Source organism: Streptomyces sp. NPDC085937 (assembly GCF_044540535.1).
GTDB lineage: Bacteria > Actinomycetota > Actinomycetes > Streptomycetales > Streptomycetaceae > Streptomyces.
Window position 1 is genome coordinate 287,143 of sequence record NZ_JBITSH010000009.1, and the last position, 15,369, is coordinate 302,511.

At 70.7% G+C, this 15,369-nt stretch carries 11 protein-coding genes and 1 pseudogene; 2 read left to right on the plus strand and 10 right to left on the minus strand.

Annotated features, from left to right (window positions below):
• Positions 1-93: 93 nt before the first annotated feature.
• From ACIF8S_RS20950 to ACIF8S_RS20985, 8 genes and pseudogenes are all read right to left on the minus strand, one after another.
• Positions 94-387 (minus strand): annotated as a pseudogene (locus ACIF8S_RS20950) (transposase); the annotation flags it as partial.
• Positions 388-469: 82 nt separating this feature from the next.
• The gene (locus tag ACIF8S_RS20955; protein ID WP_400000738.1) at positions 470-1,069 is read right to left on the minus strand and encodes a hypothetical protein; all 600 of its coding nucleotides are present in this window, start codon (positions 1,067-1,069) and stop codon (positions 470-472) included.
• Positions 1,070-1,116: 47 nt separating this feature from the next.
• Positions 1,117-5,583: a DUF6531 domain-containing protein gene (locus ACIF8S_RS20960; RefSeq protein WP_400000740.1), complete on the minus strand. Its 4,467-nt coding sequence runs from the start codon at positions 5,581-5,583 to the stop codon at positions 1,117-1,119.
• 183 nt (positions 5,584-5,766) lie between these two features.
• Complete coding sequence (locus tag ACIF8S_RS20965) at positions 5,767-6,507, minus strand: hypothetical protein (RefSeq protein WP_400000742.1); 741 nt, start codon at positions 6,505-6,507, stop codon at positions 5,767-5,769.
• Positions 6,508-6,618: 111 nt separating this feature from the next.
• Positions 6,619-9,405 carry a glycosyl hydrolase gene (locus tag ACIF8S_RS20970; RefSeq protein WP_400000744.1) on the minus strand — a complete coding sequence of 929 codons (2,787 nt, stop codon included), beginning with the start codon at positions 9,403-9,405 and terminating at the stop codon, positions 6,619-6,621.
• A gap of 298 nt (positions 9,406-9,703) precedes the next feature.
• On the minus strand, positions 9,704-11,245 hold the full coding sequence (locus ACIF8S_RS20975; RefSeq protein ID WP_400000745.1) for a hypothetical protein: 1,542 nt from the start codon (positions 11,243-11,245) through the stop codon (positions 9,704-9,706).
• 269 nt (positions 11,246-11,514) lie between these two features.
• Complete coding sequence (locus tag ACIF8S_RS20980) at positions 11,515-12,327, minus strand: M23 family metallopeptidase (RefSeq protein WP_400000747.1); 813 nt, start codon at positions 12,325-12,327, stop codon at positions 11,515-11,517.
• A gap of 123 nt (positions 12,328-12,450) precedes the next feature.
• Positions 12,451-12,918 (minus strand): MarR family winged helix-turn-helix transcriptional regulator, encoded by a 468-nt coding sequence (locus ACIF8S_RS20985; protein ID WP_400000749.1) that lies wholly within the window; start codon positions 12,916-12,918, stop codon positions 12,451-12,453.
• Between the two features lie 30 nt (positions 12,919-12,948).
• Between ACIF8S_RS20985 and ACIF8S_RS20990 the strand changes: the two genes are divergently transcribed.
• Positions 12,949-14,016, plus strand: coding sequence for a GNAT family N-acetyltransferase (locus ACIF8S_RS20990; RefSeq protein WP_400000751.1), 1,068 nt, complete (start codon positions 12,949-12,951; stop codon positions 14,014-14,016).
• 103 nt (positions 14,017-14,119) lie between these two features.
• Here the strand turns inward: ACIF8S_RS20990 and ACIF8S_RS20995 are convergent, their stop codons facing one another.
• Entirely contained in the window at positions 14,120-14,341 is a 222-nt protein-coding gene (locus tag ACIF8S_RS20995) for a hypothetical protein (RefSeq protein WP_400000753.1), read from the minus strand.
• Complete coding sequence (locus tag ACIF8S_RS21000) at positions 14,338-14,673, minus strand: hypothetical protein (RefSeq protein ID WP_400000754.1); 336 nt, start codon at positions 14,671-14,673, stop codon at positions 14,338-14,340. The genes ACIF8S_RS20995 and ACIF8S_RS21000 overlap by 4 nt, the downstream gene beginning before the upstream one ends.
• Positions 14,674-14,785: 112 nt before the next feature.
• Here ACIF8S_RS21000 and ACIF8S_RS21005 point away from each other — a divergent pair, with 112 nt between their 5' ends.
• Positions 14,786-15,226 carry a hypothetical protein gene (locus tag ACIF8S_RS21005; RefSeq protein ID WP_400000756.1) on the plus strand — a complete coding sequence of 147 codons (441 nt, stop codon included), beginning with the start codon at positions 14,786-14,788 and terminating at the stop codon, positions 15,224-15,226.
• Positions 15,227-15,369: the final 143 nt, after the last annotated feature.

The window sequence follows — 15,369 nt, forward strand, 5'->3', positions numbered from 1 at the left end:
CAGGGTGCTCGGCCCCCGCCAAGGGCTGTCCCGTAAATGATCTCCGGGTTGCCTCGGGCATGGTTGGCCGCCGTTCGGCCCGCTTGTCCACCTGGCGGGAGCGAGATTGTGCATCCGTGCGATACCGAGCATGGCGTGATGGACGCCGTCGCCCTTGAGGTGGCAGTCACGCAGGATCTTCCCGGTCTTCATCCGGGCGAAGACGTGCTCGACGCGGGCGCGGACCTGCTTGTGGGACTGGCTGTGTTCCTCTTTCCAGGCCGGAAGTTCGGTCTGGCCGCGCTGCCGACGGTGCGGGATGTCGAGGCCGGTGCCCGGGTGGCCGCCGTCGGTGATCGTGGTGGTGTTGCCGACGGCGGCCTTGGCGTCAAACTCTTCCCATGTCTTGACCGCCCACTGCTCGTCCGAGATCTCCCCGACCCACGAACCGTGATCACTCACAGCCCAAGATCCACTTACGACACAGGGCCTAGAAGCCCCACGGGTCGGGGTGCGGGACCGCCGTCGGATCGCCGGACCAGCACAGGCGCGCTTCGATCTGGTCGCCTGTGAGTTCGACCAGCCTCTCGGCTGCCCAGCCGGTCCACTGCACGGCCCCGGGGAACTGCGGCAGGCGGAATGCCGGGAGGTGGGAAGGGAGGGCGTCCGCGCGGTACACCGCCTTGGTGACCTCCCCGTTCAGTTTTTTCGGTTTCGAGGACCTCCGTAGGTCCAGACAGTCGATCACCTGGTCGACCAGGAGCAGGCAGTACTCGTCCTTCGCCGCGTCGTCGATCTCGACCGGCACCAGGCTGCCCGCCGTCCGCAGCGCATCGGCCCCGAACCGGTCGACGAGGCGCCGGCTCAGAATCGGGGCACCGGGATAACCCGAGGGAAAATCTCCCTTGGACCACTTCCGCTCTCCGGCCCATTCGGTCCGGAACCGGACGGGCCGGTCCTCCTCCGCGCCCAGCCGCTGCCAGCGTTTGAGCCGGCGAAGGTCCCCTCCGTCCGGGCTCAGCTGCCGGTACTCGGCCAGCTTCGGCAGCAGTCGGTACACCGCCGGGCTCGTCTCCGGCGTTCCGGTCATCGGGTCACCCTTCATCTTCGTCGGCGGGGCGGAACCGGCCTGTCGACCTATGCCGTCCAGACCGCTCCCGAACCTGGCTGCCCTCCCGCCAGTTCCTTCTCGACCTGTTGCCCGATGGAGCGTAGTTCCCGGCGCAGCGCGCTGCGAATGGCGCGCGCACCGTGTCCGGCCTCCGTCATCGTCTCCGTGAGGTCGGTGAGATGTGAGTTGAGGCGCAGCAGGAAGTCCTTGCGGTGGGTGAAGTTGTGCGGCCGGGGATGCCCCAGCGGGATGCCGTTGACCGCATCGTTGATGTCGACGCCGTACTTCTCCAGCAGGGCCCGGGTGTCCGCCGCCTTGTTGCGTTTCATGCCGGACGGTACGAGGTGGGCGGCGGCCTGTCCCGGCCCCTTGCCGCGTCCTTCGCGCGCGAGGTTCTTGGCCAGCTGGGCGGCGTTCTCCGCACACGTCAGCAGGCCCAGGTAGTCGAACCACGTCAGTGGGTTCGGCGCATAGGTACGAGGGTGGGGGCCCGCCTCGAGGCCCAGCGGGTCCGCGCTGACGTAGGTGGCGGCGACCGGGTCGTAGTAGCGCAAGAAGTTGTAGTGCAGCTGCGACTCGGCGTCGGCGTACTGGCCGGGGAAGCGCAGCGGGGTCGAGGCGCCGGGGCTTTCGTCCGGCGTGAGCCCCCAGAGCGTCGCTCTCGAGCGCCACGCCACCTCACCCTCCTCGGAGACGAGTTCCGTGGGGGTGCCGATGAGGTCCGTGACGATCGCGTGGAACTGCTCGTCGACGACGTCCTGCGGCGCGTCGGCGAGGGCGGAGCGCCGGACCTGGGCGATGGGCCGGACGCCGTCCCGTTCCCAGGTCAGCGTGGACACCTCGGACGAATCCGCGTGCGCCGTGACCTGCTCCACCAGATGCGGCCCGTCCCAGGTGAACCGGGTCTCCTCGGCCACCGTGCGCCCGTCGGCGGCCAGGCGCTGCTTGGCGACGCGCCTGCCCAGCGGATCGTAGAGGTAGCGCCACATGGTGCCGTCCGGTGTCACGACCGACGTGAGCCGGTCGTCACCGTCCCAGGCGTACCGCCAGATGTCGGCCTTGCGGGACAGCCGCACCCGGCGGCGCAGCACCACGCGGCCGGCCGCGTCGTACTCGTAGTGGACGCGGCCCGCGCGCACGACGCGGTTGCCCTGATGGACGCGGTCACCCTGGGCTTCCGGTGCGGGACCCCGGTCGGGCCAGGATGCCCGGGTCTGATTGCCGTACGCGTCGTAGGCGTAGGTTTCGGTCCACCCTTCCGCGCGCACGCCGAGTACGCGGCCGGAGGGGTCGAGGTCGAACGCGCGGCGCCCGCTTCCGCTCTCGGCGAGTGCGGTGACATGGCCGTCCGGCCGGTAGGCGTAAGTCCGCTGCGTCACCGGGGCCGCTCGTCCGGCAGCGGTCATCTCCTGGCTGGTCAGACGGCCCCGGGCGTCCCACGTCGAGGCGAGGGCGAGACCGCTGTCGTAGCTTCTGGCGGTCTCCCGGCCGAGGAGGTCGTGCGCGAACGTGAGCGTGCGGCCGGCGGTGGTCAGGTGGGTGCGCCGGCCGGCCCGGTCGTAGGCGTACCTGGTGACGGCCCCGCTCGGCGTGGTCCGGGCGATGGGACGGCCCAGGGGGTCGTGGACGGTCGTGAGCGTCCGGCCGTCGACGGTTTCCGCGGTCACCCGCCCCGCGGCGTCGTAGGTGTACGAGAGGGTGGCGTCGGGCCCCACCGCGTGGACGAGACGGCCGGCCCGGTCGTGGCGGTAGGTCGTGACACGGCCGTCGAGGGTCGACGCTGTCAGCGCTCCCACCTCGTCGTACGCGTGGACGACTGTCTGACCCACGGCGTTCGTCCGGCTCATGAGCTGACGGGCGGCGTCGTAGGTGTAGGTGAGCGTACGGTCGTCGAAGTCCGTCTCCGAGACCAGGTTGCCCACCGGGTCGTAGCGGTAGTCCCAGGTCAGTCCGCGCGCATCGGTGACCCGCAGCAGCCGGAGCTCGGAGTCGTGGGTGAAGGTGTGCCGGACACCGTCCGGGGTCGTGCGCGAGGTGAGCACGTCGAACGGACCGTAGGTGAAGCGGGTGACGCGGCCCATCTGGTCCGTGTGGCTGATCAGGTTTCCTTCGCCGTCGTACGTCCAGCGCTCCGACGTGCCGTCCGTGTCCGTGACCGAAGTGAGCAGGCCCTCCACGGACCAGGTCCGGCGTATCTCGCCGCCCAACGAGTCCGTGACGAGGCCGGTGCGCCCGAAGGGGTCGTACGTGTACGTGATCACGGCGCCGACAGGGTCGACCGCCGCGGTCGGCTGCCCGGCCGCGTTGTTGAGGAAGCGGTACTCGGAGCCCTCGGCGTCGGTGAGGGTTGCCAGGGCGCCCGAGGGCTCGCGGGTGAATCTGGTCGTGGAGCCGTCGGCAGTGGTCAGTGCGACGCAGTTTCCGCGTTCGTCCCACTCCTGTCGCAGGGTCGCGCCGTCGTACTCGGTGATCTCGACCGGCAGCCCCAGGTCGTTGTAGCGGGCCGTCGACTCGGAGCCGTCGGGCAGCCGCACGGACGTCAGCCGTCCCGCGTCGTCCCACTCCAGGCGCAGAGCTCGTCCGAGCTGGTCGGTGCGCCGGATCAGACGGTCGTGGTCGTCCCACTCGTGAAGCACCGTGTGACCGAGTGCGTCGGTCTCCTCGACGAGTTGGAAGGAGTCGTTGAACCGGTAATGGGTGGCGTGGCCCAGCGAGTCGACGGCCACGGTACGACGGGCATCGTCGTCGTAGGTGAACGTGTAGTCGAGGAAGCCTTCCTTGCCGTGGCCGGCCGTGCAGCGGCCGGTTGCGTCGTAGAGGAAGCGGTACCAGACGCCGTTGCGGTCCTCCCAGCGGGTGACACGCCTGCCGTCGTCGTAGTCGAACCGAAGAGGCAGGCCGGAGGAGTTGTACACGGCGGAGAGATTGCCGCGGTGGTCGTACCCGTACCGGACCAGCGTCGGCCGGTCGGGATGGCTGAGCAGCGCGAGTTCGGTGATCCGGCCGTCCTCGCAGGCCACGCCGATGCGGTAGCCGCCGTGGTGGACGACCTCCCGGGGCATGCCGTCCTCGCCGTAGGTCACGTCGACGGAGTTGCCGTTGCGGTCGCGGATCGCGGCCAGCGGCAGCTCGGCGGCCGGCCGCCCGGGGAGAGGGCGGAAATGCATACGCTGCCCCGTCTCGCTCCGCACCACGACCATCTCTCCCTCACCCGTGCCGTCCCAGCTCAACGGCCATCGGGGGCCGGTGACGGGCAGAACGGTGAGGTCCGGCTCAGGGACGGGGTAATGCAGCACCATGCCGTCGTCGACCACGAGACGTACGCCGTCGGAGTCCAGAACCAGTCGCTGGTCGAGCGTGCTGGTCCAGCTGGGTCCCAGAAGACGACCGCCGCGTGTGCGACTCCGATGGTGGCGTTCCAACGTCAGGGGGAGGACTCCCTCCAGCGTCACGTCCGTGGCGGACATGACCATCTCCCCGGTGGCGAGATCGACCGGGTCGCCCCGGGTGATGAGCTGCTTCATCTGCCGGCCGAGGGCGCTCGTGCTTCTGCCCAGTCCCCGGACCCCGAGCGCCATGCCCTTGAGCCCGGTCTTGCCGAAGGCCTTCATGCCTTTGGCGAGGCCGCCGAGGGTGGTCAGCCCCTTCATACCCGGTATGCAGTCCAGCGCGGCCAGCCCCACGTCCCACAGGGACGCCTGGCCTTTGGAGTATTTGTAGAGCGTGTCGGCGAGGACGACGAGCGCCGCGATGAGGACGATCGCGCCGAGGATCGGCCCTCCGATGATCATCGCGACGATGCCGACGACCGCGACCACGATCTTGCAGGCCGCGACGATGTTGTCCCAGTTGTCGGTGAACCAGTCGCCGATCTCCTCCCACCACGACCGGTTCTGGATCCCCGCGTCGGACGCCTCGTCGATCTTCGACTTCGCGTCCCGCGCCGCCTCCTCGCGCATCTTCCGCGCGTCCGCGGCCATCTTCTTCGCCGCGTCCAGCGCGCCCTGCGCGGACGTGACGTCCGACTGCGCCTTCGTGTGCGCGCTCTTGGCGCTCTGCACGTCCCGGGTCGCGGCCCGCACCTTCGCCTCATCCGGCTTGTCCGCGTCCGACTTCGACCCCGTCGGGTCGTCCTTGTACTTGTCGGCCTCCTTCGTCGCCCGCCCCACCCACGACTCCGCCGAAGCCAGCTTCGACTTCGCCGACGTTAGATCAGCCTGCGCCTCACGCGCCTTCACCAGCGCCTTGTCCGCCAGCGCCTGCGCCCGCTCCAGCTTCGGCCAGTAGTCCGCGAGCGCGTCCCCGCACATCGCGTACGACTTCTCCAGCTTCTTCAAGTTCTTGGGAACGCCGGAGAACTCCTCCTTGAAGACGGTCGCCGACTTCCCCGCCCACTCCGCCAGCGTCCCCTCACCGGCCATCCCCTTGACCAGACGCAACGCCTCGGAGACGTCGTCGGCGAAGTCGTGCAGGAACCTCGCGAGCTTGCGCACCCGTTCCGGGTCACCGGGCGTGGGGTCCTTGTCCAGATCAAGGACATGCCAATCACTCGGCCGATGACCCGCCATCCCGCAACCCCCGTCACGCGCACATCGCCAACACTCATATGCACACGTGAACTTACCGGGCACAGCAGTGCGGGGAAAGCTCCTCCGGGGGTTGCGCGGCCGGACTCCTCACGGGGTCAGGCGCACCGTGGTGTCGGCGAAGGACACCAGGTCGTCCAGGCTCAGCCCCCGCCGCTCCTCCCCGCCACCGATCAGGACCCACCCCTGATCCCACTCCACCCGCCACACGTCCCCGACCCGGTTCTCCCACTCCACGAACCCTCCGGCAACGGCGTCCAGTTGAGGGATCTCCTGGCGCAACAGTCGGGGATACGTCAGCGCCCGCCCCGGGTTGGTGCTCCCACCGCCCGTGCGCGGGTTGGCGAAGCGCACTTTCAAGAAGGGCACCGCGTCCCGGCCGATGTCCGCCGGACTCAGCATCTTCCGGTACCGTGCCCGCGCCTCCTCCAGCGACTCGCGCCCCGACACCTCCGACGCGAAGGCCGGGAAGACGATGTAGGTGACGGGGGTCAGGTCAGGGTTCTGGGCCTTGTGGTGGCCGTGGACCTCGGGAGTCGTGAGGGCCACCGCGTCGAAGGCGTAACCGGCGGCCGAGAAGCCGCGCACGGCCATGATCGGGCGGCCGTCCCCGATGAGCGCGTCCTCGTGCCGCCGCGCGAAGGCGAGAACCTCCCGTGCGAGCCCCTCGTCGTGGCGGCCGCGCTGGTTGGTCTGCAGCAGGCGGCGACCGTCGGCGGTCACGGCGCCCGCGAAGTGCAGGACGGGGCCGAGTGACCACGTCCATGCCCGGTCGAGGCCGGCGAGCGGGGCGGCGTTCGGGAAGCCGGCGAGGGTGGTGCGTGGATCCATGTTCCTGTACCGGGACGGGGAGTTTGCGGCGTCTGGCCTGACGCGACCCTATCCCCATCACGGTGGGGCCGGCCCTCTCAGGGCCGGCCCCACCCGACGGCTCACAGCAACTCAGCTGTAAGGAATCACCAGCACGGACTTGTCCGTCCCCGTCTGCAGCTTCGACGAGCCGTTGCCGATGGCGCTCCACACCTCCAGCCGCACCGTGCCACTCCTGAGGTTGCTCAGGGAGCCCGTGGCGGACTTGAGACCGCGGGCCTGGGTGTACTCCTCCCAGCCGGTCACCGGGTCCGTCGCGAAGTAGTGGTACGTCTCCGTCCGGTCGAAGGTGCCGTCACCGGTGAAGTCGTAGCTCACGCGCGCCTGCTGGCCGAGGCCGACCGAAGTGCCCGCGTCGACCTGGAGGCGGAAGGAGGTCTGGGCGCCCGAGGCCAGGGTGCCGTTGACGCCTCGCACCTCGTAGACCAGGGGCTGGTACGGGGTGCCGTCGTGGTTGGCGCCGTTGGCGGAGGCGATCGTGTCGCTGCCCGCAGTACCGCCGGTCGCCGTGGTCAGGACACCACCGCCACGCAGCTGGAAGGTGTTGCCGGTCGGCGGCTCCGGGTCCGGATCCGGGTCGGGGTCCGTGGAGCCGGTCCCCGTGCCGGTCGCCGTCGACCGAGCCGGCACCGACAGCGTCTTGCCGTCGGAGAAGGTCACGGTGCGGGCGGTCGAACCGTGGTTGTGGGCCGCGTACGTCCGGGTCGTGCCCTTGGTGAACACGGCGGAGGTGGGGATGTCACCCGTCACCGTCGCGTCCGGGGCGCCGAGAGTGGCGAGGCTGTTGATCCAGTGGTAGGTGTGCGCCTTCGACTCACCCTCTTCCGGGGTGTAGCCGCCGTTGCCCGCGTCCCACTTCGCCTTCGCCGAGGCCGGGTCGGCGAACGACTCGAACTCCCAGAGGAGGTCGCGCCATTCGACGGCGGGCCCGCCGTTCTCCCGCTCCATCTCGGCGAGGTTCCGCCGGATCGCCGTCTTCTCACCGCCGAGGTGCAGCGAACCGCCGGTCACCGGCAGGACGTTGATGCCGTGGATCTCCTCGGGGTTCGCGGTCCACCAGGTCGAGTACGCGGCGCCGCTGCCCCACACCATGCCGGCCGTGTCGTGCCCGAACGAGGACGGGAAGACCTGCTCGTCGGCGTCGAACCAGTACTGGGCGATCGACTCCGACTCCGTGGTCAGCAGGAAGGTGCCGAGGTCGCGCAGCGAGGTGTCACCGGTCGCGGAGCCCCACAGGATGAGCGCCGCGCTCAGGTTGGTCGACTCCGAGGACGACTCCTGGTTGTTGCCCGCGGCGAAACCCTGGTGGCCGGAGGCCCAGCCGTGGCCCGCGTACACGTCGAAGCCGCGCAGGAACGGGTAGGCGGAGTCGGTGCGGCTCGGGTTGGCGGTGTCCCGGACCAGGGTCTTGACCATGCCGCCCCACGCCGAGTCGGCGGCCCACGACGGGTCGTACTGGGCGACGATCGCCGCCGCGTAGACGTAGTAACCGTAGTGGAAGTGGTGGTCGTTCAGCTCGGTGTCACTGCCGTAGGAGGCCGGGTAACCGGTGAGTGTCTTCCAGTCCTTGTCGTAGCTGAACTCGTTCGCGCCGCCGGCCGTGAACCAGTCCTGGAGCCTGCCCTTCATCAGGTTCAGCATCCGGTCGCGGATGCCGGTCTCACCGATCTGGTCGGCCACGGGCACGAGTTGCGCGAGACGGCCGAGCGCCTTGCCGGTCCAGTAGGTGTCGACGGCCCCGGAGAAGGGGTCGGAGGCGTTCACCACGTCGTTCAGGTAGCCGCGCAGCCGGGCGGCGTCCACGCCGTTCGACTTCGGCAGCGCGGGCAGCACCGCCGCCGCCTTCTGGGTGGTGGTGAAAGAGGCCGCCTCGCGCACCTTCATCGTGCCGCGCGGCGAGACGTACGTGTACGAGGTGAGCGGATCCGTGGTGTGCAGCCACTGGTGCCGGTAGAGGGCCTGGAGTGTGCCGCGCTCGCTGCCCTCCTGCGCCTCGGTGGTGAGGGTGTACGTCGCCCTGACGGTGCCGCCGCTGTAGTTCCAGGTCACCTTGGAGTCGGTGACGAAGCTGTACGCGTACTTCTTGAACGTCGCCAGCGCGCCGGTGGACGGCAGCACGGCGACGGAGAAGTAGTCCTTGCCGCCCAGACCGGCGGTGACGGTGGAGCCGGACACGTTCCAGTCGCCGCCGGTGGGCGCGAAGAGGGCGTAGTGGTGTCCGGCGACGGTGATGCCGAGGACGTTGCCCTGGTCGGCGAAGACACTGGGCGTGCCGGCGGTGGTGATCTGCGCGTTGCCGCCGGTTCCCTTGGCGTATACGAACGGGGAGCCGTGTCCGATGGTGGTGCGCAGGGTGCGGGCGCCGTCGGACCAGTAGGGGGTGACCGTCCAGTCGGACCAGGCGTCGGCCTTGGTGTCGGGGGAGTTGAGGCCGGTCAGCCCGATGGTGAGGTCGCGCTTGTGGGCGTACTCGTACTGGCGGCCGTCGCCGGTGATCGTGGGCGACGTCGGGTAACCGACGTCCAGTCCGCCGGCGGTGGCCTGGTAGGTGAGGGGGTGCCCGTACATGGGGGTCGAGTACGGGTTGTCCCCGTAGCGCTGGAAGGCGAGGGAGGACCACCAGTCGTTGGTCGGCACGGGCCGGTTCCGGGCGGCGGCGGTCACCTTGGGGGTGACCGGCGTTCCCGTGTTGGTGGTGGGGCCGGACGTGCCGGCCGGCCGGGTGTCGGAGTAGCTGCCGGAGCCTACGGGGATGGTGGCGGCGGCCGCGGGGGCGGCGGCCGGGCCGGCCAGGCCGACGGCGGCGAGGGCCGAGGCCAGCAGCAGAACGGTCGCCGGTCTGGTGCGTGGGGATGGCATGCGTCACCTCAAGTCGTGACAGGGGGAGGCTCTGAGAGCGCTCTCAGATGGCCGGAACGTAAAGCCCATGTAATTCACGTGTCAATAGTTTGAACACGGCTGGCCGGTAAGGGACTTGCTGGCATCAGGTCTTCGACACGCGCTCCTGGGCCCCGTTCGTCGCGTTGTCGCGGGTGGGCCGGTGCCGTTTTCGGCGCCGTGGTCCGGTTCGTACGGCTCGGCCATCGCGATCGACCCGGCGTGCGGTGCTCGCCAACGGCGGAGCGGACAGGTGATGCGAGGAACGCGGGGCGGAACCTCAATCCGGCAGGGGGCAGGTGAGGGGGAGGACACGTTCGGTCAGCCCGCCGGTGAGGCGAGTGTCAGTGAGGACGGCGTCGTCCAGCCAGTCCGCTGCGGTCAACCTGTCGACCAGGTCACGCAGTTCGCCGGCATCCACCGGGACCCGGGTGGCGAGGGCGTTCAGGTCGATGCCCTGGCCGCCGGGCCCGAGGCGTCCCACGTGGTCCGTCCACGCGGCCAGCGTCACGGCGAGCAACCGGGTGGCGGCCGGTGCCTTCTTCTTGCGGAGCTTTTTGTCCGAGACGACGCGCTGGGCCCAGCCGGAGAGCTTGGGCCGCATCTTCCTGCCGAACGTGAAGGGGCCCCTCCCGCTCTCGTCGGGCACCAGGGAGGGGACGGTGATCGGGGTGGCGCTCTCGGGCCGGGAGGCGAGCAGGTCGCCGACGCTGCCGGGGATGTCGAGCCAGCCGCAGCCGGTGAGCTTCTCGAGGAGGCCCTCCGGGTCGGTCAGGCCCAGACCGGTGACGTCCTGGCCGACCAGATTGCCCGTGCCGGAGTGCGCGGTGCGCAGGGTCAGCATCAGCACCAGAAGCCGTGCTTCCGCTCCGGGCAGCGGCGTGTGGTCGGCCACGTGTGCGAGGACGGAGCGCGCGTACTCCCACTGCGTCGACACGGTCAGCAGGCGCGCCACGCCGGGTTCCTCGTCGTCAGGGACGCAGCCGGTGCGGTGCTGGTGCTGGCGCCGGATCACGGCGGCGGCCTGCTCGGCGCGCCGGGCCTCCAGCCGCAGGACGGTGTCGCAGCTGACATCGAACCAGGTGAGGAAGGCGCGGGCCTTGCGTTCCTGGAGATCGGCCAGCATCGCCAGGTCGGGTTCCGCGCGCTTCTGATAGGCACGGAAGAGGTCACCGAGTTCGACGAGTTCGTCCCGCAGGGACGTGGGCCGCAGGTCGCGTGGGATGACACGCCGGCCGACCCTCTGCTCCGGCGGGCGGCTGCGCCGTGCGGGTACGGCGCGGGGCGCCGGAACCGTCCTCCCGGCGGTGGCCTGCCGGTCGGAGAACCGCGGCGCGGCCGGGCCCGTGCGTTGTGCCGTGGGTGCCGGACGACCGGGGGCCGGGGGTGCGGAGGGCCTGGACGTGGCCACGACCTGGGCGCCGGGCGTGTCGGCGGCACACCACGAGCAGCACTCCAGGGCCCGCCACCAGCGTCCCGCCCGGTCGGTGATCACGGTCAGGACGACCGGCCCACCGCACCGCCAAGGTGCGGTACGCGCCTGCCGGCGGGTGTCGGCGGTGTGGGTCCGGCAGCCGTCGGCCCGGCAGGCGCAGTAGGCGTCGGCCCTCGGGGCGGGAGTGGCGCGCAGATGGGCCTTGAGGTGGGCGACCGCGGCGGCACGGCCTGCCGCCGCGGAGTGCAGACGCTGCTCTGCGCAAGCGGGTCGGTCGCACGAGACGCGCACCTCCGTGCTGCCCCGGCCGACGGGGTCCACACGCACCATCCACCGGTGCCCCGACAGCCGTTCGTCCGGCGGGCTTCCTGCGGCGGCCTGCGTCATCCCGTTCTTCCTCCGTCTCCCGTGCCCTGCGTGTCGCCGCCGCATCCCCCTGTGCCGGGGAGCATGCGGCCGCGCGATGCACGCTATGCGGGGATCTGGCGAAGGGAACCCTAAATCGCACAGGCTTAAGGCTTTCGGGTTACATGGCCGCCCGTCCGACCCACGCTCCGCCGACGGAACTGAAGTCTCGCGGCCTGTCAGGCGGAGGCCGGTGGGTTCCTCCGGTACGCGTACGGGAAGTGAGCCCCCGCGAAGCCGATGGGGGCACGTCAGCAGTTCGGGATGACCGCCCCGCCGTTGTCCCGTGCCTCGTCGTTCCCCCAGCGGGACAAGTAGTACGCCGAGACGTACGCACCGCGGCCGTTCTTGCCCGCGTAGGTGACGTCGAGGTCCGTGCGCAGCCACCAGTGGTTGTACGTGCCGTTCGCGCCGCGGATCTCCTGGCCCCACACCTTGCAGTACACGTAGTTGGTGCCCGCGTTCAGCACTCCCTGCGCGTCGGCGGTGCTGGGCTGCGCGTAGCCCGTGGCGTTGGCGAAGGTGTCGACCCAGTAGCGGCCCGCGCCGCAGCCGTTGTCGCTGGTCAGGTGATATCCGCCGTACGAGCCGGGGTAGGCGAGGGCCGCTCCGTTGATGGTGATCCTCTGGCCGACGCCGTTGAGGAGCTGTTCGTAGTGGATGTGGGCGCCGGAGCTGTTGCCCGTGCTGCCGGTGGTGCCGATCTGCTGTCCCTGGCCGACGTAGGCGCCACTGGCGACGGAGAAGGCGTTCAGGTGGAAGTAGTAGGTCTTCCAGCCACCGCCGTGGTCGATCACGATGTAGTTGCCGGCACCGTTCGCCTCGTAGTGCCGGGTGGCGGTGCCGGCCGCCGACGCGAGCACCGGCGCGCCGCTGGTCGCGCCGCCGTCACTGCGGACGAAGTCGAGCGCCTGCCGGACCTCGGCCGAGTGGTGGCTGTAGGTCCACTTCTGGCCGCACGCGAAGGGCGCCTTGAACAGGGGCGCCGCCTGCGCGGGTGCTGCCACGAACAGACTGCCCAGGAGCGCGACGAGGCCGACGAGGGCGATGCGTATCGATCGCAATGCTGTCTCCGAACTGCGACGTGCGTCGCGCGGCGATGTCAGCGGACACGGACGGCGACCAGGATGCCGCAATTGATGCGTCCACGACAGAGGGTCCATCCGTGAGGAGGGGTGGGTGTGCCCTCACGACTCGTCGTCGGCGACCTTCTCCGCGATGCCGCCCAGCACCGCCAGTTCCTCGGGAGTGAGCCGGTCGACGAAGTGCCGTCTTACGGAGTCGAGGTGGGCCGGTGCCGCCTCGCGGAGGGTGTCCCAGCCCGCCTCGGTGAGAACGAGGAGGCAGCCCCTGCCGTCGGTGGGATCCGGTGCGCGCCGGATGAGGTCGCGCGCCTCCATGCGCGTGGCGTGCCGGGACAGTCGGCTGCGTGACCAGCCCATCTTGGCGGCCTGCTCGCGCAACGTGCTGGTGCCGCCGGTGCGTTCGGACAAGGTGCTGAGCACCTCGTAGTCCGGCTCGGACAGACCGTGTGCGGCGAGGTCCTGCGCGGTGCGCGACTGCACGGCGATCACCATGCGGCGGTACGCCCGCCACGCGCGTTCCTCCTCGGCCGTGAGCCAGCGGACCTCGGACTTCTTCTTGTTCGTTGACATGTAATCAATCTAGCGGCTAATTTCGTTTCCATGACAACGAAGCGCCTTCGCATCCTCGTCCTGACATGCAGCACCCGGCCCGGCGCGCTCGGCCCCGCCGTCGGAGGATGGCTGACCGAGACCCTGGCCCCGGTCGCCAAGGGGCTCGACGTGGACCTCGTGCCCGTGGCCATCGGCGACCTGAACCTGCCCTTCCTGGACGAGGAGGAGCACCCGTCGACCGGTGTCCACCACCACGAGCACACCCGCCGGTGGAGCCGCGTCGTCGACGACGCGGACGGCTTCGTCTTCGTGACGCCGGAGTACAACTACGGCATGCCGGCCACCCTGAAGAACGCGCTCGACTACCTCGGCCCGGAGTGGGCCTGGAAGCCGGCCGGCTTCGTCAGCTACGGCCACACCTCGGCCGGCACCCGGGCCGTCCAGCACGCCAAGCAGGTGGTGACCACCTTGCGCCTGGTCACGCTCGGCTCGACCGTCGCGATACGTATCGCGGACGCGATGCGGGAGGACCGCTTCCTCCCGGAGGCGCGCCACGCCGACGCGGCCGAAGGACTGCTGGCGGAACTGGTACGGGTCGCGCACGCCCTGACGCCCCTGCGTGAGCGCGAACGCGCCGACGCCGTGGAGGGACCGCTCCCCGGTTCGTACGCACGGCCTCTCGGCCCGGACGACGCCGCCGAGGTGACCGTGCTGCAGCGCTGCTGCTGGACGGAGGAGGCACTGGCCAACGACACCCTCGCCATCCCCGCGCTGCACGAGACTCCGGAAGACGTGCGTGCCTGGCTGGCGGACTGGGACACGACGGGACTCTGGCGGGACGGACGGCTGCTCGGGATGGTCCGCACCCGTCGTGCGGGCGACGACCTGCACATCGGGCGACTCGCCGTCGCCCCCGACCTGCGAGGGCTCGGCGTGGGCCGGTGGCTGCTGCGCCGGGCGGAGTCGGCGGCGGAGGGGTGCCGGCGCGTCGTCCTGTTCACCGGCGCCGCCAGCCACCGCAACATCGCCCTCTACCGACAGCAGGGCTACGTCGCGCTTCCCGACGCGCAGGAGGACGGGGTGGTGAGCCTCGCCAAGGCCGTCGTCCCTGTCTGAGCGCGGGCACCAGCGGATTCACGGGACCCGGGTCCCCGCGGGCGGAGCGGCCTCCCCTTCGGCGCCGTAACGGCGGGCACCGTGACGCGGACTCGGCTGCGACTCAGCCGGTCCGCACCGTGCTGTAGCGGACGGGCCGGTCCTCCACCTTCTCCAGCAGCCCTTCGCTCGCGAGGTCGCGGAGGATCTGCCGGGTGTGCTTGTCCTGCGGGTCGTGCCCGGCGTCGCGCAGTGCGCGCAGGCCGCGCTCGGTGTCCCAGCAACCGCCGTACGTGCGCACGGCCTTCTCGAGGTCGGCGCGCTGGCTGGAGTCCGGCCCGGTCAACGCCCCGCCTCCTGTGCCTGTTCGCCGACGGCGGCGGCGTGCGCCTTCTTCGTGTGGTTGGCGATGCTCGCCGGCGCGCCGACGTAGTCGCAGGCCGGGCACGTCCGCCAGACACCCTCGGACACGGCACGCGCGCTCACCGAGTGTCCGGGGCCGTATCCGTGTCCGTGCAGCAACTGGGCGACGGAGGAACCGTATTCGACCGCGAGCAGCGCCGCCTCCGCCACCTTGTCGTGGCCCGGGGCGAAGAACGATCCGGCTCCGACCTTCTTGGCGCAGCCGCACCAGCAGGTGCCGGTCGGGGTGAGGTGGGGAAGGGACTTCGTCGTCATGCGGGCACAGTAGATCAACGGACGTGCCAGTGAGGGGTTTTCGACGTGCCCGGTCCTTCCCGGGCGGTCCGGGGCAGAAGGCGACGGGGCCGGGGCTCGTAGCCTTTCGATCATGGCCGACATCTACGAACTCCAGCTCACGCTCGACCTGCCGGGCTCACTTCCGCCCCGGGACCTCACCCTGCTCCGATGGCACCTGGGGGAGGAGGGCGGCCGGCAGGACGACGGCTACGCGTACCCCCTCTGGGAAGACAGGGGGCCGGCGCTGCGGATCGGAGGCGCGCTGGTCGGCGAACTGTGCTCCGACGGGCCGCACTGGGCGCTGACCGTGCGGCAGGAGGCGCATCCCGACGAGTTCGACGACCTGCGCAGGATGGTGCTGTGGCTCGGCGCGCGCACGACGACCGTGGGTACCGTCGGGTACCTCCGCTTCCACGAGTCGCATGTGCCCGATGTGCTGGTCGCGGAGACGGGAGCCGTCCGCAGCGCGGTCCTGCGGGTGGAGAAGGTCCTCGAGTCGGCGACCGAGGTCATCCCCGACCCCTACGCGTGAACCGGGAGGCGGTCCGCCCCCCCGCCCGCGCGGCCCCCCCCCCCCCCACCCCCGGGGCGGGGGGGGCGCGGCCGGGCGGGACCAACCCGGGCCCTACACCGCCAGTTTCCCCGGCGGTCCGCCGCCCCCGCTGCCGCGGGGCC